This is a genomic window from Pseudomonas sp. O39, from assembly GCF_045447295.1.
Taxonomy (GTDB): Bacteria; Pseudomonadota; Gammaproteobacteria; order Pseudomonadales; family Pseudomonadaceae; genus Aquipseudomonas; species Aquipseudomonas antarctica_A.
Map to the genome: position 1 here is coordinate 81,971 of NZ_JBJGXV010000018.1, position 21,604 is coordinate 103,574.

Consider the following 21,604-nt stretch of genomic DNA (forward strand, 5'->3'; position numbering starts at 1 on the left):
CTGTGTGGGAATTGGTCAAATCCGGCGGCTGGATGATGTTGCCGATTATCATGAGCTCCATCGCCGCACTTGGCATCGTTGCCGAACGCCTGTGGACCCTGCGCGCCAGCCGAATAACGCCTGAGCATCTGCTGGGGCAAGTCTGGGGCTGGATCAAGAACAAGCAGCTGGATAAAGAAAAGCTCAAGGAATTACGGGCCAACTCGCCTTTAGGTGAAATCCTTGCTGCCGGCCTCGCCAACTCCAAGCATGGTCGAGAGATCATGAAAGAGTGCATCGAGGAGGCCGCTGCCCGGGTCATCCATGAAATGGAGCGCTATATCAACGCGCTTGGCACCATTGCGGCCATGGCACCGTTGCTCGGCCTGTTGGGTACGGTGCTGGGCATGATCGATATTTTCAGCTCGTTCATGGGGTCGGGCATGACCACTAACGCCGCCGTGCTGGCGGGCGGTATCTCCAAGGCATTGATTACCACGGCCGCGGGCCTGATGGTCGGTATCCCTTCGGTATTTTTCCACCGTTTCCTGCAACGTCGCATCGATGAGCTGGTGGTCGGTATGGAGCAGGAAGCCATTAAGCTGGTCGAAGTGGTGCAGGGCGATCGTGATGTCGATTTCGTCGAGGGCCGAGCGTGAAATTTCGCCGCAAGCAACGGGAGAATGTTGATATCAACCTGGCGTCGCTGATCGACGTCGTTTTTATCCTGCTGCTGTTTTTTGTTGTCACCACCACGTTCACCCGGGAAACCCAGCTGCGTGTCGACTTGCCGGAAGCCGTGAGCGGCTCCCCGGCCGAAGACCAGGAAACCAAGCAACTGGACATCGCCATCAGTGCCGACGGCGTGTTTTCGGTGAATAACCAATTGCTCGAGAAAAACGACCTCGCCAGCCTGATGGACGCCCTGCAGAAAGAGTCCGGGGGCGACACTAAAATGCCGCTCTCGATCAGTGCGGACGGTAAAACCCAGCACCAAGCCGTTATCACCGCCATGGACGCAGCCGGCAAGCTGGGTTTCAGCCATCTGCGCATGACCACCGTCGAGGCGGCGACCCAACCCTGATGGCCATTTCCGATCGTTTGCTCAAGGCCTGGTACGAAGGACATCCGGCACTCACGCTGCTGCGGCCGCTGGAGTCGTTGTATCGCCGCGTGGTGCAGCGCAAGCGCGCGCGCTTCCTGGCAGGCGAGGGTGAGATCTATCAGTCACCGGTGCCCGTGGTGGTGGTGGGTAATATCACCGTAGGTGGCACGGGCAAGACGCCGTTGATCCTGTGGCTGATCGAGCACTGTCAGCGCAGTGGCTTGCGTGTCGGCGTGGTCAGTCGCGGTTACGGTGCAAAGCCGCCACAGTTGCCCTGGCGGGTCGAGGCCAGCCATAGCGCAGCGGTGGCCGGCGATGAGCCGCTGCTGATCGTGCAGCGCTGCGGTGTACCGCTGATGATCGATCCTGACCGAAGTCGCGCGGTGAAAGCGCTGCTGGCCAGCGAGCACCTTGACCTGATTCTCTCCGACGACGGCCTGCAGCACTACCGCCTGGCTCGCGACCTGGAGTTGGTGCTGATCGACGCCGTCCGTGGCCTGGGTAACCGCCGTTGCCTGCCTGCCGGGCCGTTGCGTGAACCAGTGGAGCGTCTGCACAGCGTCGATGCGCTGCTGTACAACGGTGCAGGCTCCGACCGTCAGGATGGTTTTGCCTTTCGTCTGTTACCGACGGCGTTGATCAACTTGAACACCGGCGAGCGCCGCCCGGTCGATCATTTTTCGGTTGGCCAGCAGGTTCATGCGGTTGCCGGTATTGGTAACCCGCAACGTTTCTTCAATACCCTCGAAACGCTACACTGGCAGCCGATACCCCATGCGTTTGCCGACCATGCGCCCTACAGCGCAGAGGTCCTGAATTTTACGCCGTCGTTACCGCTGGTCATGACCGAAAAAGACGCGGTGAAGTGCCGCGCCTTCGCCCAGCCCGACTGGTGGTACCTTGCGGTGGATGCGGTGCCGTCACCTGCGTTTGTGGCCTGGTTCGACACGCAATTGATGCGCCTGCTGCCCGCCCGACTCTTGCCTTAAATCGCTTCTTCCAGGAAATACTCATGGACACCAAACTGCTCGACATCCTCGCTTGCCCGATCTGCAAAGGCCCGCTCAAGCTCAGCGCCGACAAAACCGAGCTGATCAGCAAGGGTGCTGGCCTGGCTTACCCGATCCGTGATGGCATCCCGGTAATGCTCGAAAGCGAAGCCCGCACCCTGACCACCGATGAGCGCCTGGATAAATGACCACAGCCTTTACCGTCGTCATTCCTTCACGCTACGCATCGACGCGCCTGCCGGGCAAACCCCTGCAATTGATCGGCAACAAGCCGATGATCCAGCTGGTATGGGAACAGGCCTGTAAAAGCAGCGCCGAACGGGTAGTGGTCGCCACCGATGACCCGCGCATCATTGAGGCCTGCAAAGGTTTCGGCGCCGAAGCGGTATTAACCCGCGAAGACCATAACTCCGGCACTGACCGTCTGGCCGAAGTCGCCACGCAACTCGGTCTGGCCGCCGATGCGATCGTGGTCAATGTGCAAGGTGACGAGCCCTTGATCCCGCCGAGCGTGATCGATCAGGTCGCCGCGAACCTGGCTGCCCATGGCGAGGCGCGCATGGCGACCCTGGCCGAGCCCATCGAAGACATCGACACCCTGTTCAACCCGAACGTGGTGAAGGTGGTCAGCGACATCAACGGCCTTGCGCTGACGTTCAGCCGCTCGATACTGCCTTGGGCGCGAGACGCCTTCGCCAGCAACCCTGACGTATTGCCGGAAGGCGTGCCGTATCGCCGCCATATCGGCATCTATGCCTATCGCGCCGGTTTCCTGCATGACTTCGTCAGCTGGGGCCCGTGCTGGCTGGAAAATACCGAGTCCCTGGAACAGCTGCGTGCCCTGTGGCATAGCGTGCGCATTCATGTGGGAGACGCCCTCGAAGCGCCACCTGCCGGTGTCGACACCCCGGAAGACCTTGAGCGCGTTCGTCGCCTGCTGGGGGCCTGATGGAGGTCTTGTTCGTCTGCCTGGGCAATATCTGCCGTTCGCCCACCGCTGAGGGCGTCCTGCGCCACAAATTGCGCGAGGCAGGGTTGGCAGACCAGGTTGAGGTGGCGTCGGCCGGAACGGGTGAATGGCATGTCGGCAACCCGCCGGACAAGCGTAGCCAGCGCGCGGCACTGGAGCGGGGCTACGACTTGTCCGCTCAGCGTGCGCAGCAGGTTTCCCGCGCTGACTTTGCGCGTTATGACCTGATCCTGGCCATGGACCACAGCAACCTGCGCAATCTCAAGGCGTTGCACCCGGGGCAAGGCAAGGCGGAGCTGGATTTGTTCCTGCGCCGGTATGACGCCGAGGTGGACGAAGTGCCAGACCCTTACTACGAAGGCGAACAAGGCTTTGAGCGGGTTCTGGACCTGATCGAGCGAGCCTGTGATTTATTGGTGATCGAATTGAAGGGGCGGTTATGACCTTGCAAGTGCTTGCGCAGGTATCGCTCAAGCCATTCAACAGTTTCGGCATTGACGTGCGCGCCCAGTTGTTCGCCGAGGCCCACAGCGACGCCGATGTGCGTGACGCGTTGGCCTATGCTGCCGCACAGGCGTTGCCGCTGTTGGTGATTGGTGGTGGCAGCAACTTGTTGTTGACCCAGGATATCCCGGCGTTGGTGCTGCGCATGGCAAGCCAGGGCATTCGCGTGCTGCAAGATGATGGTGTGCACGTGGTGGTCGAGGCCGAAGCGGGCGAAACCTGGCATCCGTTTGTTCTGTGGACCCTGGAACACGGTTTCTGCGGCCTGGAAAACCTCAGCCTGATCCCGGGCACCGTCGGTGCCGCGCCGATGCAGAACATCGGCGCCTACGGAGTGGAGATCAAAGACGTTTTTGCCGGCCTGACCGCTTTGGATCGCCAAACCGGCGAGTTGCGGGATTTCAGCCTGCAAGAGTGCAACTATGCCTACCGCGACAGCCTGTTCAAGCACGAGACAGGGCGCTGGCTGATCCTGCGTGTGCGCTTTGCCTTGAGCCGTGCCAGCCACTTGAAACTCGACTACGGCCCGGTGCAGCAGCGCCTGGCAGGGCTGGGCATCACCGAGGCAACGCCCAGTGACGTGAGTCGCGCCATCTGCAGCATCCGCCGCGAAAAACTGCCGGACCCGGCAGAGCTGGGCAATGCGGGCAGCTTCTTCAAGAACCCGTTGGTATCCCAAACGCTGGCCACAGAGTTGCAGGCGCTGTATCCGGACCTGGTGGCGTACCCGCAGGCCGATGGGCAGATGAAGCTCGCTGCCGGCTGGCTGATCGACAAGGCTGGCTGGAAAGGCTTTCGTGACGGCGATGCGGGCGTGCATAAGATGCAGGCGCTGGTGTTGGTCAACTATGGTGCCGCCACAGGGCACGACATTGCCAGCCTGGCGCTGCGTATCCAGCAGGACATTGCTGAACGCTTCAAGGTTGACCTGGAAATGGAACCTAACCGGTACTGAAGCGTTAAAAACAAAAAGGCCCCGCATCTTTCGATGCGGGGCCTTTTTTTATGCCGCTAGCAATCAGTCATCACGGCTCATGATGCCGAAGATCTGCAACAGGCTGATGAACAGGTTGTAGATCGACACATACAGGCTGACGGTCGCCATGATGTAGTTACGCTCACCGCCGTGGATGATGGCGCTGGTCTGGAACAGGATGCACACGGAGGAGAACAGCACGAAACCGGCGCTGATCGCCAACTGCAGACCGCTGATCTGGAAGAACATCCCGGCGACCACTGCTGCCAGCAACACGAAGAAGCCTGCAGTAATGAAGCCACCCAGGAAGCTCATGTCCTTGCGGCTGATCAGCACGTAGGCCGACAGGCCACCAAACACCAGGGCTGTCATGGCAAACGCCGAGCTGACCACTTCCGCACCGCCGGCCATGCCGAGGTAACGGTTAAGGATCGGGCCGAGGATAAAGCCCATGAAACCGGTCAAGGCAAATGCCGACACCAGGCCCCAGGCCGAATCGCGCAGCTTGTTGGTCAGGAAGAACAGGCCGTAGAAGCCGATCAACACGACAAAGATATTCGGGTAGCCAACGTGCATTTGCTGCGCTACGTACGCCATTAAGCCGCTGAATGCGAGGGTAAGGGCGAGCAAGCCGTAGGTGTTGCGCAACACGCGGCTGACTTCAAGCTGCTCAGCCTGCGCGTTACCATTCACTGCGTAATTCTGTTCGCGCATGGCGACACTCCTTCAGTTTTGAAACATTCAGTCGCAAGAATCATAACAGACGCTCTGTAACAAGCCATGGCAAGAGTTTGACAGTGTGTTTCATTCGGGTATTATGGCGCCCGCTGACACGGGATGGGCTACTATAATCCTGTGATGCAAAAGGGAAATTGGCAGAGTGGTTGAATGCACCGGTCTTGAAAACCGGCGGACGTTAATAGCGTCTCCAGGGTTCGAATCCCTGGTTTCCCGCCAAGATTTACACGAAAGCCTCGCGAAAGCGGGGCTTTTGCGTTTCTGGGGTTTGGTCGGCGAAGTTGGGCAAACAGCAGGAGTTCCGAAACTTTGCCTATTTGGGGGGCTTGGCAGTCGCGCCAATCTTCCGGTAAACCCGCTTTGTGATCTCCTGTTTACTATGGCCGAGCAGCAAGCTCGCATCGCCAATGTCGACGATTTCCGACGCCGCTTTAGGCCGGATATCACGGAATTGAAACCCGCCAATCTTCGCAGCCAGCAATGGGTCACCCTGGTCGATTGCTTTCTGCTGCGCCTTCTCCCTTGCCCTGTCCCAGCGCAAGCGCAACATGCCCTTCGTCATTCTCTTTCCATGCTTGTTGATCAATAGGTACTTGGAAGAGTGATGTGCATTCCTTTCTGAAATCTCCCTTATAAGTCGACCCAGGCTGTTTTCCCCGGCGTCAGTGCGCATTAAGATTCTGAGCTTCAGCCCAGTCTTGCCCTGCGTCACCAGGAAGTAGTCACCCTCGGTATCGTCGCTGCGCATGATTATCACGTCAGCGGGCCGCTGCCCGGTCAAATAGCCAAGATCCATCGCCTCCTTGAGTTCAGGCTCTGCCATTCCATAGACCGCATCCCACACCACCGCGTTTGCGTAGAAGTCGCGTGGCGTTTCTTTGTTCTTCCTGATGCCTTGGCAAGGGTTCTCCCGCTCGGTAAGCCCCCATTCCCGCGCCATGTTGAAAACGTGAGAAAGCAGGGCGATTTCCCTAGTCGCCCTGACTTTTGCTGAGCGTGCATCGCGATAGCCTGCAATGTTGGCCGGGGCTATCGAGTCGATGGGAGCCCCGTCGAATGTGGGCCGAAGCTGTTTAAGTTCGGCCAGGTTGTCCTTCTGGGTCCGCTCTCCCTTTTTTGGGATAACGTCGCGTTCGTACCTGTCGAAGATCCCTTTCATCGTGGTCAGGTCGGCTGGTTTTTCCTTCGCCTCCAGCTCAGCCCATTTCAAACGGGCCTTGCTCAAGTCGCCGCCCGAGGGGATTTCCTTTCCGGTGGAGTCGCGGTAGTAGTACCCGACCCATACTTTGCCGTTCTTGCGCCGCACCATGCCCGGCGGCAAGTCCCTGTTTTCCGTATTACGGGGGGGCGCATATCAGTTCACTCTGGAAAAGTCAGGCGTCCAAGCCGGTCGCGCCGGCGGCGGCCCTTAAATACCTGCGCTGAACTCATGGATTGCGGCGGGTATTGCCTTGAATGCATGGCTGAGTGCGGTGATCCAGACGCACAAATGGCGATGAAGAAAATTATTGAAGATCGTAGTGGCGAGAAATATCTCGATAGCGATGAATCTGAGCGCTCGGTTTAGGCTCTAAACGCTTCTTAAGGTTAATTCTGCATGTAGTGGTCTAATGAAACCGGACACCCATTTAGGCGAGAATGCTCGCCAGATCGAGGTGTCAGATGACCAAACAACGCCGCTCCTTTACTCCTGAATTCAAGCGCGAGGCTGCCGACCTTGTGCTCAAACAAAACTACAGCTACATCGAAGCCAGCCGTTCACTCGGCATTGGTGAATCGGCATTGCGCCGCTGGGTTGACCAGATTCAGAAAGAACATAAAGGCGTCACCCCGCAGAGCAAGGCACTGACTCCGGAACAGCAAAAAATTCAGGAGCTGGAAGCCCGGATTGCTCGGCTTGAGCGAGAGAAATCAATACTAAAAAAGGCTACCGCGCTCTTGATGTCGGAAGATCACGAGCGTTCGCGCTGATTGACCAGTTGAACGCCCATGAACCGGTTGATTGGCTGTGCAAGGTGTTTGACGTCACTCGCTCGTGTTACTACGCCCAGCGCCTGCGGCGCCGCACGCCCGATGTTGAACGGCTTCGATTGCGTAGTCGCGTCAGTGAGCTGTTCTCGCAAAGTCGCAGCTCTGCGGGCAGTCGCAGCATCCTGTCGCTGATGCGTGAAGACGGTGAGCAACTCGGTCGATTCAAAGTGCGTAGCTTGATGCGCGAGCTTGATTTAGTCAGCAAACAACCCGGCTCCCATGCCTACAAGCGGGCAACAATAGAAAGACTGGATATCCCGAACACATTGAACCGCGAGTTCGACGTGCCAGCGCCCAATCAAGTCTGGTGCGGCGATATCACCTACATTTGGGCGCAAGGAAAGTGGCATTACTTGGCTGTCGTCCTGGATCTTTGTACGCGTCGGATCGTGGGCTGGGTGCTGTCGGAAAAGCCAGACGCTGAGCTGGTGATCAAAGCGCTGGATATGGCTTACGAGCAGCGTGGCAGGCCTTCGGATCTGCTATTCCACTCGGACCAGGGATCGCAATATGCAAGCCGACTCTTTCGCCAGCGGTTGTGGCGATACCGCATGCGCCAGAGCATGAGTCGACGAGGAAACTGCTGGGATAACGCACCGATGGAGCGCGTATTTCGCAGCTTGAAAACAGAATGGATACCGACCGTGGGCTATCGAACTGCGCAGGAAGCACAGCGCGATATCAGCCATTTTTTGATGCATCGCTACAACTGGATTCGGCCTCACCAATTCAACGATGGGTTGGCGCCAGCGCGGGCCGAGGAAAAACTTAACGTCGTGTCCGGGATTAGTTGACCACTACAGCTGGAGCCGATCAAAGAGTTTGTTGCCTGGAGTCAGCTTCCGCCAATGCAGCGCCCGAATATGCGCGATACGTTGAATGCCAAGCCTGAGTTCACATCTATTAGTGCTCGACTTTTGCTTGAGCGCGGCACGGATGAGCCGCTGCTGGTCTTTAAAGGTAGTTCGCTACCCTGGGAGACAGCCCCACAGTATGCGATCGATAAAGATAACGCGGTCAGAATGCTGGTTAACGCGCAGATTTGGTACGAGATCTTGAAGTAGCAGTGCTTCGAGAAATTCGACGGCAGATTTGGTAGCCCAGCCCCGCGCTGGGCTTTTTACATCTGGCGGCGGAGTGGGGGCCGTTATACTGCCCCTCTGAATCGGCCTGACTTTTGAGGAGAAATACCCCATGAGCAATTTATCTGCACTGATAGCAGAGGCAAGAGAAGGGCTCTCCCTACAGGAACGAATCCCAGACGCAAAATGGATGGCGGTGGCAAAACAATGCGGGCATGAGGAAATTGCAGATATCCAAAAACGAATAGCGTCGCTCAAAACGGAGCTGGTATCTGTCGAAGACTGGGATGGCGATACTCAAGATGAAATCAACGTTGCGATTTTTCAGTTTTCCAACCTATTGAGACTTGCTTCTGGCGGCGACTGATTCCCTTGGATAGACAGCCTGAGTTAGGCGAAAAAAAGCCCGGCGGGCCTGGCTAGTCTCGGGTTGCTTCCAGCTGCTGCTGATCGAACATCTCACTGAGTATCTTGGCGTGCTTACGCTGCGTGACGGAGTAGAACATTTTCCGATGGAGGAGAATGCTCTCCATACTACGAGTTGAAATGAGATGCCTCGTCGGGACTGAGATCTCTACGGTCGTGCCATCGCGGGTGTCGGTTACTTCCAGCTGGTAGTGGCCGATCAAACCGTCATCCCGCTTGGTGTGGCCGAGGCATTTGAAGGTGAGGGAGGTGTCTGCCATATGCTCTCCAATTGTGCGAGTCTAAAGTTTTCAGCGGTGCAAACACTTGTTTGTCTAGACGTAATATTGGAAGCCTTGTGGTTAAAATGCTGGATTTCGGCTGATATTGTTTAGTGACGAAAAGATCTCTCGACCCTTTTGAATTCTGCTGCAACTTTATCGGCCCATCCTTCAGGCAATTCAATAATAAGAATGAGCTCATATGTTCCTGAGGTGGGACGAGAGGCTATCATGTCTGATAAGAATTTAGGTATTTTGGCCGTATGCTCAATGACCGAACCGGCTACGCCAATGTATAGGTCTCGAATGGCCGAGAAGTCTTCATCGACACTTGTAAAGCGAACGGACTCTTCCCAAAGTAAAGTGTTGGCGCAAAGCTCTCCGTATAGCCTGCATATTCTGACGATATCTACGTCGCTTCCTGCAATTCCAGGTTCTCCCCATGTTTTCGTTAGTTCGAAATTGGTTAGCTTGCTAAACGCTGCTACGATTAGTTGGATTTCTTCAGACTTGTCGCTTAGCCATAAGAGTGATTCGTCTTTATGTACGCGCTTGGTGGGTTTTGTGTATAGTCCACTCTTTAATGCCTCCCATCGCTGTAATGAAGGCGCTATTTCATATCGTAAAACTTCGGCGGTTAGCAAGTATTCCCAATACGGGTCTTTATCGATAATTAGGCGTTCAGCCAAATAGCTCAACTTACCAAATTCTTCAAGGTGACGCTTTTCGTACCTGTGCCTGACCTCCGCTGCTGCTCTCCCAACCTCGTCAGAAATCCGCTTGTCATGTTCACGCTGCCATTCAAATAGTAGGCCTGACGGATATCTGCTTGGGTCGTCGTCAATTTTTTTATGGCAGTTCCCACAGAGCCAAATCGCATTTGTGATGGCGCTTCGCTCAGATGACGCCATTTTTTCGTCATACCTTGCTGAGCCAGGATTAGCTCCATATATATGTGCCGCTTCTCCCAAATTGACAGATCCGGTGGGTTCGCTCGTCGGACCACTCGTGAGGGCACCACATCCTGGATTGGCACATCGATTTCCTGCTCGCTTGGCCAATACGGTGATGACAGATTGTTTGAAGCGATCGTCTGTGCTCATAACGTTCCTTGACGAATAATAAATAGCAAAAACCTAGGCTAGCTGTTTTTGACCGAAATCCAATCAAAAAATCATCAACGCAACCTCGTGCAGGGTTGCTTGCATCTAGCAGGCATGAAAAAGCCCGGCGGGCCGGGCTTGGAGGCGGTTACTTGAGCTTAGCCTTAAGCATTTCGAACATGCTCGCTTTTGCACGAGCGACAAATTCGTCTTCTGTTTCGCCTTTCTGTGGTAAGCCCAGCTCTGATTCGAGTTCATTCAGGAAGTCGTCACTCGTTACGAGGTTCGCCGCGTCATCCGAGCACTTTATTCTTACTGAGGCCCAGGCAGGGGTTCTCGCGCTCAGTGAGTCCCCATTCCAGTATTCCTCGGGAAAGAGCCAGGCGCCTTTCTCCTGCACCACCTGCACGGCAGGCCGTCCGAGATCATCGTCTAGGGTGGCCCCTGGCACGACCGCACGCGTCTGATCCTCAGGCACGCGGATGCAAACTGGGCCAGTTTGCCAATGGAAAGCTTCAGAGGCGATCAGTGGGGCCACCTGCCGAGAACCTCGTTAACCACGGCTTTGCCTAGGCATCGTAAAATTTTTTATCTGCCCTCTTGAAATTTTTTCCGTCGCACATAAATTTTTATCACGCGACGCCGAATGCGGGTCGCGCACTTGATCACTTGGATTTAATCAGGAGATTTAGAGATGGCTACTACCCTTTCGTTGGCCCCGCTGTTCCGTCAATCTGTGGGCTTCGATCGTTTCAATGACCTGTTTGAGTCGGCGCTTCGCAGCGAGGCTCCGAATACCTATCCGCCTCATAATGTGGAAAAGCATGGTGATGACGAATACCGTATTGTCATCGCAGTAGCTGGGCTCACTGAAGCGGATCTGGATATCCAGGTCGAGAAGGGGGTTTTGACAGTCGTTGGCGACAAGCGTGAAACCGGGAAAGAAGTGACTTATCTGCACCAGGGCATCGCGCAACGAGCATTCCGGTTGTCATTCCGTCTGGCGGATCACATTGAGGTTCGCGGTGCTTCGATGAACAACGGACTGTTGAGCATTGACTTGCTGCGCGTGATTCCTGAAGAAGCCAAACCAAAAAAAATCGCTATCGGTGGCGAAGCTACGCCCGAGCTGCGTCAGGTTGGCTTGCAGTAAGTTGGCGGTAAAAAAGGCGCTCTTAGTAGCGCCTTTTTTTGTGGCCTGGAGTGAAGGCTTAGCCCTATGTACAGAGCCTGCGAACCTCTGGAGCCGTTTCCTTGACATACACGTCCCAACATCCGGCAAGCGCTGCGCCTGCCGGGTGTGAAGAGCGTTTAAGGCATCAAGACCGAGTCGACAACGTGGATCACGCCGTTGGACTGCATCACGTCTGCGATGCTGATACCGGCTTTGCCGCCCTTGGCATCGACTACCCACAGTTTGCCGTCGTGCAGTTTGATATTCAGCGACTCGCCTTGAACGGTTTTCAGCACAACGGTGCCTCCGTTCTTTTTGGCGTCGGCCATCAGCTGTGCCGATGTGTGAGTACCAGGCACAACATGGTAGGTGAGGATTTTAGTCAGGTCGGCTTTGTGTTCAGGCTTGACCAGTGTGTCGACGGTACCTGCCGGCAGCTTGGCAAAGGCTTCGTTTGTCGGTGCGAATACGGTGAAAGGCCCTTTACTGTTGAGCGTATCAACCAGTCCGGCGGCCTTGACTGCCGCAACGAGTGTTGTGTGGTCCTTTGAGTTGACCGCGTTTTCTACGATGGTTTTGCTGGGGTACATCGCTGCGCCTCCGACCATCACGGTGTCGGCGGCAAAGCTGAGCGTTGCGGTGACGGAGAGAATCGAGAAGCAGGCGGCTGCAGCAAGTTTTTTGTAAAAAGCGTGCATGATGTATCTCCTTGGCTCTTATGCCCTCCGAGTGAGGGTATTGAATCTACGAGCCAACGATCAAAGTGGATGCACCGGTTCATAAAATAATTTTTCAAGGACTGCGCGGGCCTGTTCAGGCCTGTGGGTTGCTGCCAATGATGTGCCATCCACACCAGGGCGCGCATAACAAAAAACGCACCCTTTTTGCCTAGCTCAACCGGGTGAAGGGCAACCCATACCTCACCTCTACCAGTGCTGCACCGCCGCGCTGAAGATTACGCTCACTGCCTGTTTCCTCCACGCATCCGGCCCTGCGATAAAATCGGATAGCCCTTTCATTACCGGTCAACACCCAAAGCGTTAAGCGCTGATATCCCTGCTCAACCAACCACTGCAAACCTGCTTTCCACAAGGCCAGCCCGACCCCGGTTTGCCAATGGCTGGCTAACACATAGATGGCCATGACCTCACCTGCGTTCCCCTCGGCGGCATCTTCGTCACGGCTGGCGCCGACTGATATCCAGCCAACGACCTGCTGGTTCAGCTCCGCGACCCATACGTTCGACTCGGCCGATTCAATCGAGCGAATCCAGGATGATTCACGCTGAGCCAGCGTTGCGTCCAACGCGTTCAAGTATTCGGCAGGTATCAGGTCGCGATACGCTTGCTGCCAACTGCTGATGTGCACCTGGGCGATGGCCTTTGCGTCGCTGGGTAATGCTTGACGAATCATTGATGAACTCCTTGTTCGGCCACTGAACGCCCTGTAGTCAATCCAGTAAGCACGGCGATAAACAAACAGGTAATGACGCCCCTACGCAGCTGCGTTGGAAACCGCGATATCGCGGTTTTTTATTGCCTGGAGGAAAGCAGGGGCGAAGCGCGTGGTGTTGGCTTCGTCCAACCCCAAAGCACCAGCGTAGTCCAGCACAGTTTTCTGTCAGTTCGGTTACCGCAGGCGCGCCTTGACGGGCCTTGCAACTCAATCGTTACGATAAACAACCCGTCTAGATCAATGGTTGCAACGCAATTCAGGGTTGCCACAGGTGGTTTTGGCCGTTAACCTGAAAATGTATGAATTGTTACGAATAGTTTCGTGCATGACCTGTTTCGGGTCACGCGACTTCAGGATGAGGAACGAAAAATGTTTTCACACGAAGGTCCCGCAATAGAGCTGTTGCTGTTCATTTTTGGCTTGGCAGGCCTGCTTTTGGTCGTTTGGTTTTTTCACCACCGATACGAGCGAAAGAACGGGAAAGGCGTAAAAAAACAACAAAATCGTAACGAAAGGCGCTCAGCGTAAGCGGTTGCTTACGATCAGGTCGGGCCGGGTTGGAGCAGTGGCGGCTTCCATCATGAGAAGTGGCCAGGCTCCGAGCGGGGTGCGGACTGGCAGCAAGCGATGCTTGAATACGCCGTGTACCGTGTTCCAGCGAGCAAAATTTGCTCAGGCCTGACGGCTACGACTACAGCGCCGGTAAACACGTGCAGTGGGCTCATGATGCGAAGGTGATTGCAGCGCATAAAGCCACCGTTCACCGGACAAAGAAAAGCCCACGATGGGGGCGCGGGCTTAAAAGGTGTTCACTTAGGAGCTGGGTTAAGCCTAGGCGCTCAACTGTGAAAACCCTGTGAAATAAAAGTGCCTGTTACGTCTTTTGCCGCCCGCTCTTTGCTCACGTACTGTGCGGGTTCCCTATCCAGCCTATGCAACGGTGTTTTCATGTCAGATGAAGTTCGGCTTGTCGTGATTATCCATACCCAGCCCGGTAAAGGTTCGCAGCAGTTGGCCGCATTCGAAGGGCTGGCGCCCAAGGTCAGGGCCGAGCATGGCTGCCTGCAATACGATTTGCACCCGGTTGCGGGCAACCAAGACAGTTTTGTCCTGATCGAAACGTGGGCTTCCCAGGACGCACTGGATGCCCATCATCTGGCCGCTCATATGGTGGAAGCGGCCAGGCACAATCCCTCTTTTCGTGCCGGGCCCGCTACCGTTTTGATGTTAGACGCTGCGGTCTTGCCTGCATAAGGCGGCGTTCAGAGCTGCACCCGGCGTAACCGGCCACTCAATGGCACCACCGTGTTGTCGGGTGTGGGTATGCGCCGGCCGGCCAGCCCCATGCCTTCGCTCACTAACACCGCGCCTTGCACCACGCACAGGTTGGACGGCGTATCCAGCCCGCGCGCCAATACTTCGACCGGCCCGGTGTGCAGGTTGCAACGCAACAATCGCCCACTGAATCGAGTAAAACCGCCATGCAGCGGCTCGCCGCTCCAGTCCGGCGGCAAGGGTTGTTGCAGGTGGTTGCATAGCTCCAGCACCAGCAGGTTGCCCTGCGGGCACAGCGCCAGGCCCGTGGGCAATTGCAGGCCACGTATCACCACCTCAATCTGCCCGCTGGCCGGGTGCACTCGGACCACTTGGCCTGCGAAGTCGGCAAAGTCGATGCCCTTGCGCGCCGGGTCGCCGTGCAGCTCCCCGGAGAACAGGCTGATCAGCACCGCGTCTGTCTGCGGTTCATACACCAGGGTCACGGGGACGGCTTCCTGGCCCATGTCCAGTTCGGGCAGTTGCACCAGCACCTGTTCGTCCTGGCCGTCGCGAAACTCCACCAGTTGGTTGGTATCGGGCTTGACCGCCAGCCAACTGTTGCGGGTCGGGTGATAACACAGCGCATTCAAATTGCCACGGCTGTGAAACACCGGCTCGGGCGGGCTGTATTGCAGGTCGAGCAGTTTGGAGCCGCCGACATAATCGGTCTGGCTGGCCAGGCAACGGCCGCCGCCGCAGGCAATGTCCGACAACCCCATGATTTCATCACGCAGCATGCGCGCCTGCATGTTCATGGCGCGAAAGCCTTGTGCGAGGGTCTCGCTGGGCAGATAGGCACCGGGCTGCAACGGGTCGGGTCGTAGCCGACTGACGCGGCCGCTGAACGGCTGGTCCGCCAGGCCTGAGCCGGCCTCGGCCAGTAGCAGGCTGCCATCGGCTTGCACGCACACACCGCGTGGGTTGAGCAGGCTCTCGGCGATCAGTGTACTGGGGCGCAGGTTTTCGATGGGCTGCGCCGGGATATGCAGGGTCATGGGCGTTGCTCCTATTGCGGCGGCTGCCACGGGCTGCCGGTGAGATAGGCGCGCAGCAGCGCCCGTTGGGCCGGCGACATCGAACGCACCACCGGCATGAACAGTGTGGTGCCTTTGTAGGCGTCCGAAGTGCGCGCGAGGATGGCGTTCTTCGCGCCCATGATCGCGTCGGGTTGGTTCAGCGGGATGTAGCGCGACATGGCGGGGAAGGCCAGATAGTGAAAGCGCAGCACGTTGGGGTACATCTGCTGCCAGGTGATGATGCTGCCCTTGGGAATGCCGAAGTCGGTCTGGGCATATTTGCGCAAGTTGGTGAAGAAGGCGCCGTCGTCCACGCCATTGGCCGTGCAGGTCAGCGCGACAAAGCCTGCCTGGCTGGCGCTGCCGGGTTTGAGGGTGACCGGAAAACTCACCGTCTGTTGGCCGGCATTGACGGTCAGTGACGTCGGAAAGTTGAGGAAGTCGGTGTATTGCTTTTGATCATAAACCCCAGGTGCGCTGGCCCCCAGGCTGACCTTGGTGGCGTTGGGCACCGGCCCGCCCAGGTAGCTGACCTGTAACGTGATGGTCAGGCCATTGGGGTAATCCTCCAGATACACATTGCGCTGATCGGCGTATACCCGATAGGTCGATTCGGTCGCGTTGAGTTTTTGACCGTTCACCGGGTTGGGCGCGGTGATGTTCAACGCGGTGGTCTTAACGGCTTGCTGCTGGCTGGCATTGAGCGCCACGTCGACGATGCCGCCGTACACGTAGTAATTGACCAACGGGCTGGTGGTTGGGTTGAGGGTCATCAACGCGGCCGCGCCAGCGGAAATCGTCACCGGCCCGTAGTTCGCATTCGGCCCGATAGGGCTGGTGATGTCGTCCCGCACGGCCCGGAAGGTTTGCTTGGGGATGACGTTGACCATATCGAGGCTCAGCAAGCCATTGTTGCCCAGGGCCGCATAGGCGGCATTGCCCGTGACCTGGTTGACCAGTTGCCGACCTGGCTGGCAGCCCGACGGCTCGCCGGCAAACGCCGGGGCCAGGGTACCGATCACGCGGCCGATGCTTGGGTTGGGTGTGTATTTGCCCGCCGCGTAATCGGCGTCCAGTTGCGCGGTGGTCATCTGCGGGCACATCTCGAACATCACGAAACGCAGGACAATGCCGGTCGCCCCCGGGGCCTGGATGATCGCCTTGAGGCCGCTGCTGTTTTGGTTCCAACTGACGATGCTGCTCAGCGGGAAGGTCAGCTGGAACGTGCCGCTGGCATGGAACGAGCCCGGCGCGTCCATCTTTGCCGGGTCGAGCACACGGCCGGTCACGTCGAAACTGCTGCACACCGCATTGCAGCGGATCAGCAACTGGATATTGTCACTGCTGCCGATTTGCAGGCCGCCGACGAATATCTGTGTGGTGGTCGAGGCGCTGGGGTCGAGGTCTACCATCATCGGGCCGGACACCGGGCCTTGTCCGGTGACCGGGTCCACCGAGCCCAGCAGGTACACGGGCTGGCCGACCTGGTCGCCGGTGGTGCTGATGTTGCCCGGCGCACCTTGGGAACTGATCAAGGCGTTCTGCATGTCCACCACATGCTGGCCATAGTGGTTCCAGCCGCCAGCGGTGTAGTAGTTGCCGGCCGGCGCGTTGATCATGTTGTTCAACTGGTCATCGGTATACGGCTGCGCACCTGGCGCGAGGGTCGACGTGGTCAGGTCGAACAGCGGCCAGTTCGGGTTGCCGTTGAAGGGAATGGTCGGTGAGTTGTTCGGCAAACTCACGTCCGTGCGGATGCCGCCCCAGAAATTCAGTCGTGGTCCATTGAGGATGCTCATGGTCTATTCCTTGTCCGTGGCGTGTGGGGTGACAGGCGGATTGGCGAATTTGAACAGGTAGGAAAAGTCGGATTTGAACGGGCTCTTCACCGGTGTCGCCATGGAGTGGCAGTTCATGCAACTGCTGTTGGGCTGGATGTAGCTTTCCATGGTCACGTTGGCCGACAGCGCCGGTGTCGGTTGGCCCAGCGGGTTACTCGGGTTGTTCGGCATCAATGGGCGCTGGGTGGTGATGAGCTGGTAGTACTTCAATACGCTGCGTTGCAGGCCGGGGTTGGCCTGGTAATTGGCGTTCACCCAGCCTGTGGCATCGGCAATCGGTGTCACGCGGTTCAGTGGGTTCGGCGTCTGGAACGTAGTACCGGGTTTGGGCACGCAGACCAGTTGCGTGCCCTGGGTTTGCCAGTTGCACGGTGACTGGTTGAGCGTCGCAGCAGGCGCGAGCGGGTTGTAGTAGGAATAGGCGGTGCCGGCGACAGGCTGGTCGACCCATTGGCCATTGACCTTGGCCTTGGGCGGCACGTTTTCGATTTGCTCGAAGGTCGACCAGATCCACTGCGGGTAGCCATTGACCTTGGTGATGATATGCAGGCCCACCAGCCCGAGGTAAGCCTCGGTCACCCCGGTGCGTTGGCCCTGGTTATTGAAGGTGGCCACGCGCGCGAACTGCGTCAGGTAATGGCTGGCGTTGTCCTTGGGCGTAAGCATGCGCCAGCTCGATTTGATCTCGATGACCCCGTTGGGGAAGCTGATGTTGCTGGCTTTGGACACCACGTTGGCGTTGTAGAAATTGTTGCCCACGATGTAGTTATAGGAAGCCTGGTTGGCCGAGATGTCGTAGTAGGTCGGGTTGCCCGCCTGGTCGATCAACCAGCCGCCGACGGCCTGGTCGATGGAGTTGACCAGTGAGCTGTTCTTCAGCGCAGCGATGTTGATGATGCCCAGGCTGCGAGCGGTCAGCGGGCTGTTCCAGGGCCCTGGGTTGGCGGCTCCCGGCAGGAAGATTTCGCTGACGGTTTTGTAGGTCTGCCACACCGTGTAGCCGGCATCGCCCGGTTGTTTGTTGCAGTTGGGCGTGCCGCGTTGCCCGTCCTGGGCAGGCCAGTTCAAGGCGATAAACATCTGCCAGCTGTATTGATCGAACTGGTCCTGCGGGGCAGTGGCGGCGGGTGCGCTGCTGGGCGGCTGGCAATTGAGCTGCGTGGCCAGCGTCGACGCCTGAGGCGCCTCCCGGGCTTGGGCCGACAGGCTGACCAGCCCGAGTAACATCACACTGAATAACGTTTTCATGGCGATCCGTCCTTGTGGGTCAGGGTTTGCGCTGCATGAGCTGGTTCCACTGCGCCTTGTGGCCGTTGCTTTGGGACGCCGGCGGTTCGAACAGCTGGCAAGGCGGCGGGTTCGACGGGCACATCGCGGCCACTTGGTCCCAGGTCTGTTTCGGGTCGGGTCTGGCGATACGGAAATTCGTGTAGTTCTGGCTCACGATGGGCGCATTCGCGACGCTGGCGTCCCCCGAAAAGAAGAATGACTGGGGCAAACGGTAGGGCGGCGACCCCGACTGTTGTTTGTTGAAGGCATACCCGAACAGGATCGGCCCCGCCGGTGATTGCAGGTCCAGCGCATACGCCTGCACGCTGCCGTTGAGGTTTTTGCTGCGCGCGGCGCTGTACGGCAGGTGTTCGATAAAGCTTTGGCGTGGCGGATGATTCATCGGTGAAAACATGCAGCAGGCCGGCATGTCTTTCGGGCGGTCCTGCGGATACGTCAGGAAGTACGCCTTGTTGCCCAGGGACACGAACGAGCAGGTGTAGTTGTTGTTCTTGATCGGGAAGATCGGGAGGCAGTACTTCTCGTAGTGCTCCATCATCGCGCCGAAGCCGTCGCCGTCCGCTGGGATGTAGGCGGTGTCGTAGTAGCTGGTGCCCTTGGAAACGGTGTAATCCGCAGGCGTGAGGGTGGAAGGTGGATTGCTGTAGGGCGGCTGGTTTTTCTCGTAGTTGTTCATCACCCGGTACATCGTCCAGTCGCTGATCCATTGCGCCGGAAAAAACGGATCGGACGGGTCGCCGGGCGCGCGTTCGGCAATGCAGTTGCCGTTCTGTTGATTACATCCCTCGCTGTTGTGCACCCCGTTGGTGAAGTACACGGCGCCGCTGTCGTCTGCGGCAAACGCGCCAGGGCTGAGCAGCAGTATCAGCAGCAACAGTCGGCTTAAGAGGCTGGTGTTCATAGGACACTCCTGTGGTGTGCCGGGTGATTGTTACGCCACCCGGCGATCCTGTGTGTGGCTTAGTCGTAGTCGCTCATGCTGAGTGGAATGGGCGGGTAATTGCGTTTCATCAGGGCCTGCGCCCACAGTTCCAGCACCGCGCGACGGCTTTGCGGCATGTCCCGTGTGATGGGCATCGCCAGGGTGCTTTCCTCCTGGTATTCCTTACTGATCAACACAATCAATTGGTCGACGGCGCCCTCGATGCGCGTCAAGGAGTTGAGTGGCATGAACTTGCTCATGATCGGGTACAGGTAATAGAACGGCTGCAGGATGAAGGGGTAGATGAAGGTCTCCCAGATCACGGTGCCCGCGTCCTTGTTCATATAAATGCGGTTCCACGCATTGACGAAATCCTGCTGCAGCTGCGGCTCCAGCGGCAGTACGCGCAGCGGTGCGAGGAAGTCGGTGAAGGCCGTCGGGAGCGGGAAGCTGAACGGAATGGTGGGTGTTTGCTGACCTTCCTGCAGGAAAAAACGCAAGGTCGGAAACCCCGGTGCCAAGCCCGTGACGGTCAGGTTGGCGATGCCATTGGCGTCGGTCTGAATCTTGGTCAGGCTGTATTGCACCGTACTGTTGAGCGGGTCCTGCAACGTGCCCTGCATCGCGATCGGGTTGGCGAACTTAAGCGTCGGGCTCAAGGCGACAGCGGCGGGTGTCGGCAAAAATTGCTGATAGGTCACCGGCGTCATTTGATCCGCTGCCACCGCGAGCCGTGTGGCCATGAGCTGGCGGCCCGTGCCCTCGGTCACCTGGCTGAGCAGCGTCGATGCACCCTTGAATTGCGGCAGGTTCGCGCTGTTATTGGCCGGGTTTTGCGGGTCATTGTTGAACAGCGTGAAGTTGGCCGGGTTGCTGAATGCCAGGTAGTAATCGGTGGTGCACAGCATGTAGGCATTGCCGTATTCCGCCACCCACAACGTGGTGCCGGCCGGTGCGGGCAGGCCGTCGTATTGCACCATGACCTGCAGCGTCCGGGTGTCGCCCACGTCGATAAAGCTGGCGCTCTCCACCACTTCGGCAGTCCACATCTGCTGGGTCGCGGCGGTGACGGCGGTGGCACCCTGCAGTTGCAGTTCCAGGGTGCCGGTTTGCAGTTGCGTCTGTGCTTGTGCCGTCAGCGTCAGGTCGAGGATGCCGGAGCGCTTGTCGAACGCCGCCTGTTGATAGTCGTCATAACCGAAACTGGCCAGCGAGCTGAATTGCCCATTCTGGCGAATGCCAATCTGGTAGTTGCCGGCCTGGTACTTGGCGGCTACCGGTATGGCTGCGTTTCTGTCGATCGGATAGAACGGGAAGGCGTTGCTCAGGTCCAGCGACAAGGTAGCGCCATGGGCCTGGGCCGAGATCACGCCCAACTGCGCCGGTGTCGACTGCGCCGGCGTGGTTTTGTAGATGGGCACGGGGCTGGCGGGTAACAGGCGTCTGCCAGCGGGGGCGGTGGGGAATTCGTCGTCGAACCACAGGCCCAGGGTGCCCACCGTACGGCTGTAGGCGGGGTTGAAGAAAATATCGCCGACGTTGTCCAGCCCCTGCTGATACATGGCCTGCACCTTGGCCTGGGCGGCCGCACTGGAGCTGTGGGTGTCGATGGGCGGGTAATTGTTGAGGATGCCGTTCTTGTCGTAGCAGGTCAGGTAGGTGGAAAAGCGGAACATCAGGCCCTTGGCATTTTGTTGCGCCATTTGCGTTTGCAGGTTTTGCAACAAGGCCGAGTTGCCGATCACCCACTCCAGGTTTTCCTTCGGAAAACAGGTTTGCCAAGTGGTGGTGACATAGGCCAGGCCGCCCAGGTTGGCCCAGTTGAAGTTCAGGAAGCGGTCGAGCATGCGGAACTGGCGATTGAGCGTCAGGCCGCACTGCGCATTGCCCAGCACCAGCTTGTCGAAATACAGCGCGGTGAAGGTGTTCTGCCAAGGGCTCACGTCCACGAAGCGCGCCGGGGAGGAGGGCGCGCCGCCAAAGGGGTTGCCGAGCAACTGGAAGCTCTGGTTGATCAGCGGGTCCTGGCTCACATAGCCACCGTTGGGCAACTCGCCGCCGGTGACCACCGATTGGGTCTGGTTGTAGCTGACGGTGCCGCACGCGTTGTCGCCGAACAGGTTCCATTCGCCGGGAATCATCGGTGTGGTCAACTGCCCGGCATTGCCCGGCACCTGCATGACGTAGGGCGGTACGCTGGCGGGTGACAGCGGCGCGATTGTCCACGGTAGCAAGGTGCTGATGGCGTTTTCCGGGGTGATGTTGAAGGCCTTCAAAAACGGCCAGTTCATCTGCATTTTTACCGCGTCATAGAGCGGGTACATGTCGTTGTTGTTGGCGGTCGGCGGGTTCCAGAACATATGGCCGCCCAGGTAGATACGCGGGAAATTCAATACGCTCATGTG

At 57.9% G+C, this 21,604-nt stretch carries 23 protein-coding genes and 1 tRNA gene; 12 read left to right on the plus strand and 12 right to left on the minus strand.

The genetic code is table 11. From position 1 onward, the window contains the following. The first annotated feature begins 2 nt into the window (after window positions 1-2). From ACI77D_RS21055 to murB, 7 genes are read left to right on the plus strand one after another with little or no spacing between them, the layout of a single operon-like run. Window positions 3-638, plus strand: a complete 636-nt coding sequence (locus tag ACI77D_RS21055; RefSeq protein ID WP_064452867.1) for a MotA/TolQ/ExbB proton channel family protein — start codon at window positions 3-5, stop codon at window positions 636-638. Then, window positions 635-1,063, plus strand: coding sequence for a biopolymer transporter ExbD (locus tag ACI77D_RS21060; protein ID WP_064452866.1), 429 nt, complete (start codon window positions 635-637; stop codon window positions 1,061-1,063). Before ACI77D_RS21055 ends, ACI77D_RS21060 begins: the two co-directional genes overlap by 4 nt. After that, window positions 1,063-2,073, plus strand: a complete 1,011-nt coding sequence (lpxK, locus tag ACI77D_RS21065; protein ID WP_407017403.1) for a tetraacyldisaccharide 4'-kinase — start codon at window positions 1,063-1,065, stop codon at window positions 2,071-2,073. Before ACI77D_RS21060 ends, lpxK begins: the two co-directional genes overlap by 1 nt. A gap of 23 nt (window positions 2,074-2,096) precedes the next feature. After that, a complete protein-coding gene (locus tag ACI77D_RS21070; RefSeq protein WP_003174668.1) occupies window positions 2,097-2,282 on the plus strand; it encodes a Trm112 family protein in 186 nt (61 codons plus the stop codon). Beyond that, a complete protein-coding gene (gene kdsB / locus ACI77D_RS21075; protein WP_407017404.1) occupies window positions 2,279-3,043 on the plus strand; it encodes a 3-deoxy-manno-octulosonate cytidylyltransferase in 765 nt (254 codons plus the stop codon). The genes ACI77D_RS21070 and kdsB overlap by 4 nt, the downstream gene beginning before the upstream one ends. Continuing rightward, window positions 3,043-3,507 carry a low molecular weight protein-tyrosine-phosphatase gene (locus tag ACI77D_RS21080; RefSeq protein WP_407017405.1) on the plus strand — a complete coding sequence of 155 codons (465 nt, stop codon included), beginning with the start codon at window positions 3,043-3,045 and terminating at the stop codon, window positions 3,505-3,507. Before kdsB ends, ACI77D_RS21080 begins: the two co-directional genes overlap by 1 nt. Further along, window positions 3,504-4,523, plus strand: coding sequence for a UDP-N-acetylmuramate dehydrogenase (gene murB / locus ACI77D_RS21085; RefSeq protein WP_407017406.1), 1,020 nt, complete (start codon window positions 3,504-3,506; stop codon window positions 4,521-4,523). The genes ACI77D_RS21080 and murB overlap by 4 nt, the downstream gene beginning before the upstream one ends. A gap of 63 nt (window positions 4,524-4,586) precedes the next feature. On the opposite strand, the gene ACI77D_RS21090 is transcribed toward murB, so the two are convergent. After that, window positions 4,587-5,258: a Bax inhibitor-1/YccA family protein gene (locus tag ACI77D_RS21090; protein WP_064452861.1), complete on the minus strand. Its 672-nt coding sequence runs from the start codon at window positions 5,256-5,258 to the stop codon at window positions 4,587-4,589. 152 nt (window positions 5,259-5,410) lie between these two features. Here ACI77D_RS21090 and ACI77D_RS21095 point away from each other — a divergent pair. After that, window positions 5,411-5,501 (plus strand) — tRNA-Ser (locus ACI77D_RS21095). A gap of 94 nt (window positions 5,502-5,595) precedes the next feature. Here the strand turns inward: ACI77D_RS21095 and ACI77D_RS21100 are convergent. Further along, window positions 5,596-6,591, minus strand: a complete 996-nt coding sequence (locus ACI77D_RS21100; protein ID WP_407017424.1) for a tyrosine-type recombinase/integrase — start codon at window positions 6,589-6,591, stop codon at window positions 5,596-5,598. Window positions 6,592-6,944: 353 nt separating this feature from the next. Here ACI77D_RS21100 and ACI77D_RS21105 point away from each other — a divergent pair. Together ACI77D_RS21105 and ACI77D_RS21110 are read left to right on the plus strand one after the other, a co-directional pair. After that, window positions 6,945-8,107 (plus strand): IS3 family transposase gene (locus tag ACI77D_RS21105; RefSeq protein ID WP_407017407.1). Its coding sequence is split into 2 segments (ribosomal slippage): window positions 6,945-7,200 and window positions 7,200-8,107, totalling 1,164 coding nucleotides; the frame shifts between segments, so codons are not numbered across the junction. A gap of 400 nt (window positions 8,108-8,507) precedes the next feature. Next, window positions 8,508-8,762 carry a hypothetical protein gene (locus ACI77D_RS21110; RefSeq protein ID WP_407017408.1) on the plus strand — a complete coding sequence of 85 codons (255 nt, stop codon included), beginning with the start codon at window positions 8,508-8,510 and terminating at the stop codon, window positions 8,760-8,762. A gap of 52 nt (window positions 8,763-8,814) precedes the next feature. Here the strand turns inward: ACI77D_RS21110 and ACI77D_RS21115 are convergent, their stop codons facing one another. The 3 genes from ACI77D_RS21115 to ACI77D_RS21125 form a co-directional block, all read right to left on the minus strand. After that, a complete protein-coding gene (locus ACI77D_RS21115) occupies window positions 8,815-9,081 on the minus strand; it encodes a hypothetical protein (RefSeq protein WP_407017409.1) in 267 nt (88 codons plus the stop codon). 110 nt (window positions 9,082-9,191) lie between these two features. Next, window positions 9,192-10,184: a hypothetical protein gene (locus tag ACI77D_RS21120; RefSeq protein WP_407017410.1), complete on the minus strand. Its 993-nt coding sequence runs from the start codon at window positions 10,182-10,184 to the stop codon at window positions 9,192-9,194. A gap of 148 nt (window positions 10,185-10,332) precedes the next feature. After that, on the minus strand, window positions 10,333-10,722 hold the full coding sequence (locus ACI77D_RS21125) for a hypothetical protein (RefSeq protein WP_407017411.1): 390 nt from the start codon (window positions 10,720-10,722) through the stop codon (window positions 10,333-10,335). Between the two features lie 156 nt (window positions 10,723-10,878). Here ACI77D_RS21125 and ACI77D_RS21130 point away from each other — a divergent pair, with 156 nt between their 5' ends. After that, the gene (locus ACI77D_RS21130) at window positions 10,879-11,337 is read left to right on the plus strand and encodes an Hsp20 family protein (protein ID WP_064452848.1); all 459 of its coding nucleotides are present in this window, start codon (window positions 10,879-10,881) and stop codon (window positions 11,335-11,337) included. 158 nt (window positions 11,338-11,495) lie between these two features. Here ACI77D_RS21130 and ACI77D_RS21135 read toward each other — a convergent pair whose 3' ends face one another. Both ACI77D_RS21135 and ACI77D_RS21140 read right to left on the minus strand, forming a co-directional pair. Further along, window positions 11,496-12,056, minus strand: a complete 561-nt coding sequence (locus ACI77D_RS21135) for a fasciclin domain-containing protein (RefSeq protein ID WP_064452847.1) — start codon at window positions 12,054-12,056, stop codon at window positions 11,496-11,498. 190 nt (window positions 12,057-12,246) lie between these two features. Then, the gene (locus tag ACI77D_RS21140) at window positions 12,247-12,771 is read right to left on the minus strand and encodes an N-acetyltransferase family protein (protein WP_407017412.1); all 525 of its coding nucleotides are present in this window, start codon (window positions 12,769-12,771) and stop codon (window positions 12,247-12,249) included. A gap of 990 nt (window positions 12,772-13,761) precedes the next feature. Between ACI77D_RS21140 and ACI77D_RS21145 the strand changes: the two genes are divergently transcribed. Further along, window positions 13,762-14,067, plus strand: coding sequence for a putative quinol monooxygenase (locus tag ACI77D_RS21145; protein ID WP_082895910.1), 306 nt, complete (start codon window positions 13,762-13,764; stop codon window positions 14,065-14,067). Window positions 14,068-14,075: 8 nt separating this feature from the next. Here ACI77D_RS21145 and ACI77D_RS21150 read toward each other — a convergent pair whose 3' ends face one another. From ACI77D_RS21150 to ACI77D_RS21170, 5 genes are read right to left on the minus strand one after another with little or no spacing between them, the layout of a single operon-like run. Further along, window positions 14,076-15,125 (minus strand): hypothetical protein, encoded by a 1,050-nt coding sequence (locus tag ACI77D_RS21150; protein ID WP_064452844.1) that lies wholly within the window; start codon window positions 15,123-15,125, stop codon window positions 14,076-14,078. A gap of 11 nt (window positions 15,126-15,136) precedes the next feature. After that, window positions 15,137-16,945, minus strand: coding sequence for a hypothetical protein (locus ACI77D_RS21155; protein WP_064452843.1), 1,809 nt, complete (start codon window positions 16,943-16,945; stop codon window positions 15,137-15,139). A gap of 3 nt (window positions 16,946-16,948) precedes the next feature. Continuing rightward, complete coding sequence (locus tag ACI77D_RS21160) at window positions 16,949-18,235, minus strand: hypothetical protein (RefSeq protein ID WP_128588033.1); 1,287 nt, start codon at window positions 18,233-18,235, stop codon at window positions 16,949-16,951. 19 nt (window positions 18,236-18,254) lie between these two features. After that, entirely contained in the window at window positions 18,255-19,178 is a 924-nt protein-coding gene (locus tag ACI77D_RS21165) for a hypothetical protein (RefSeq protein ID WP_407017413.1), read from the minus strand. A gap of 59 nt (window positions 19,179-19,237) precedes the next feature. Next, on the minus strand, window positions 19,238-21,601 hold the full coding sequence (locus tag ACI77D_RS21170) for a hypothetical protein (protein ID WP_407017414.1): 2,364 nt from the start codon (window positions 21,599-21,601) through the stop codon (window positions 19,238-19,240). Window positions 21,602-21,604: the final 3 nt, after the last annotated feature.

Coding starts and splice junctions, on each gene's coding strand:
- lpxK (WP_407017403.1), top strand. CDS start 1,063: ATGGCCATTTCCGATCGTTTGCTCAAGGCCTGGTACGAAGGACATCCG.
- ACI77D_RS21070 (WP_003174668.1), top strand. CDS start 2,097: ATGGACACCAAACTGCTCGACATCCTCGCTTGCCCGATCTGCAAAGGC.
- kdsB (WP_407017404.1), top strand. CDS start 2,279: ATGACCACAGCCTTTACCGTCGTCATTCCTTCACGCTACGCATCGACG.
- ACI77D_RS21080 (WP_407017405.1), top strand. CDS start 3,043: ATGGAGGTCTTGTTCGTCTGCCTGGGCAATATCTGCCGTTCGCCCACC.
- murB (WP_407017406.1), top strand. CDS start 3,504: ATGACCTTGCAAGTGCTTGCGCAGGTATCGCTCAAGCCATTCAACAGT.
- ACI77D_RS21090 (WP_064452861.1), bottom strand. CDS start 5,258: ATGCGCGAACAGAATTACGCAGTGAATGGTAACGCGCAGGCTGAGCAG.
- ACI77D_RS21100 (WP_407017424.1), bottom strand. CDS start 6,591: ATGGTGCGGCGCAAGAACGGCAAAGTATGGGTCGGGTACTACTACCGC.
- ACI77D_RS21110 (WP_407017408.1), top strand. CDS start 8,508: ATGAGCAATTTATCTGCACTGATAGCAGAGGCAAGAGAAGGGCTCTCC.
- ACI77D_RS21115 (WP_407017409.1), bottom strand. CDS start 9,081: ATGGCAGACACCTCCCTCACCTTCAAATGCCTCGGCCACACCAAGCGG.
- ACI77D_RS21120 (WP_407017410.1), bottom strand. CDS start 10,184: ATGAGCACAGACGATCGCTTCAAACAATCTGTCATCACCGTATTGGCC.
- ACI77D_RS21130 (WP_064452848.1), top strand. CDS start 10,879: ATGGCTACTACCCTTTCGTTGGCCCCGCTGTTCCGTCAATCTGTGGGC.
- ACI77D_RS21135 (WP_064452847.1), bottom strand. CDS start 12,056: ATGCACGCTTTTTACAAAAAACTTGCTGCAGCCGCCTGCTTCTCGATT.
- ACI77D_RS21140 (WP_407017412.1), bottom strand. CDS start 12,771: ATGATTCGTCAAGCATTACCCAGCGACGCAAAGGCCATCGCCCAGGTG.
- ACI77D_RS21145 (WP_082895910.1), top strand. CDS start 13,762: ATGTCAGATGAAGTTCGGCTTGTCGTGATTATCCATACCCAGCCCGGT.
- ACI77D_RS21150 (WP_064452844.1), bottom strand. CDS start 15,125: ATGACCCTGCATATCCCGGCGCAGCCCATCGAAAACCTGCGCCCCAGT.
- ACI77D_RS21155 (WP_064452843.1), bottom strand. CDS start 16,945: ATGAGCATCCTCAATGGACCACGACTGAATTTCTGGGGCGGCATCCGC.
- ACI77D_RS21160 (WP_128588033.1), bottom strand. CDS start 18,235: ATGAAAACGTTATTCAGTGTGATGTTACTCGGGCTGGTCAGCCTGTCG.
- ACI77D_RS21165 (WP_407017413.1), bottom strand. CDS start 19,178: ATGAACACCAGCCTCTTAAGCCGACTGTTGCTGCTGATACTGCTGCTC.
- ACI77D_RS21170 (WP_407017414.1), bottom strand. CDS start 21,601: ATGAGCGTATTGAATTTCCCGCGTATCTACCTGGGCGGCCATATGTTC.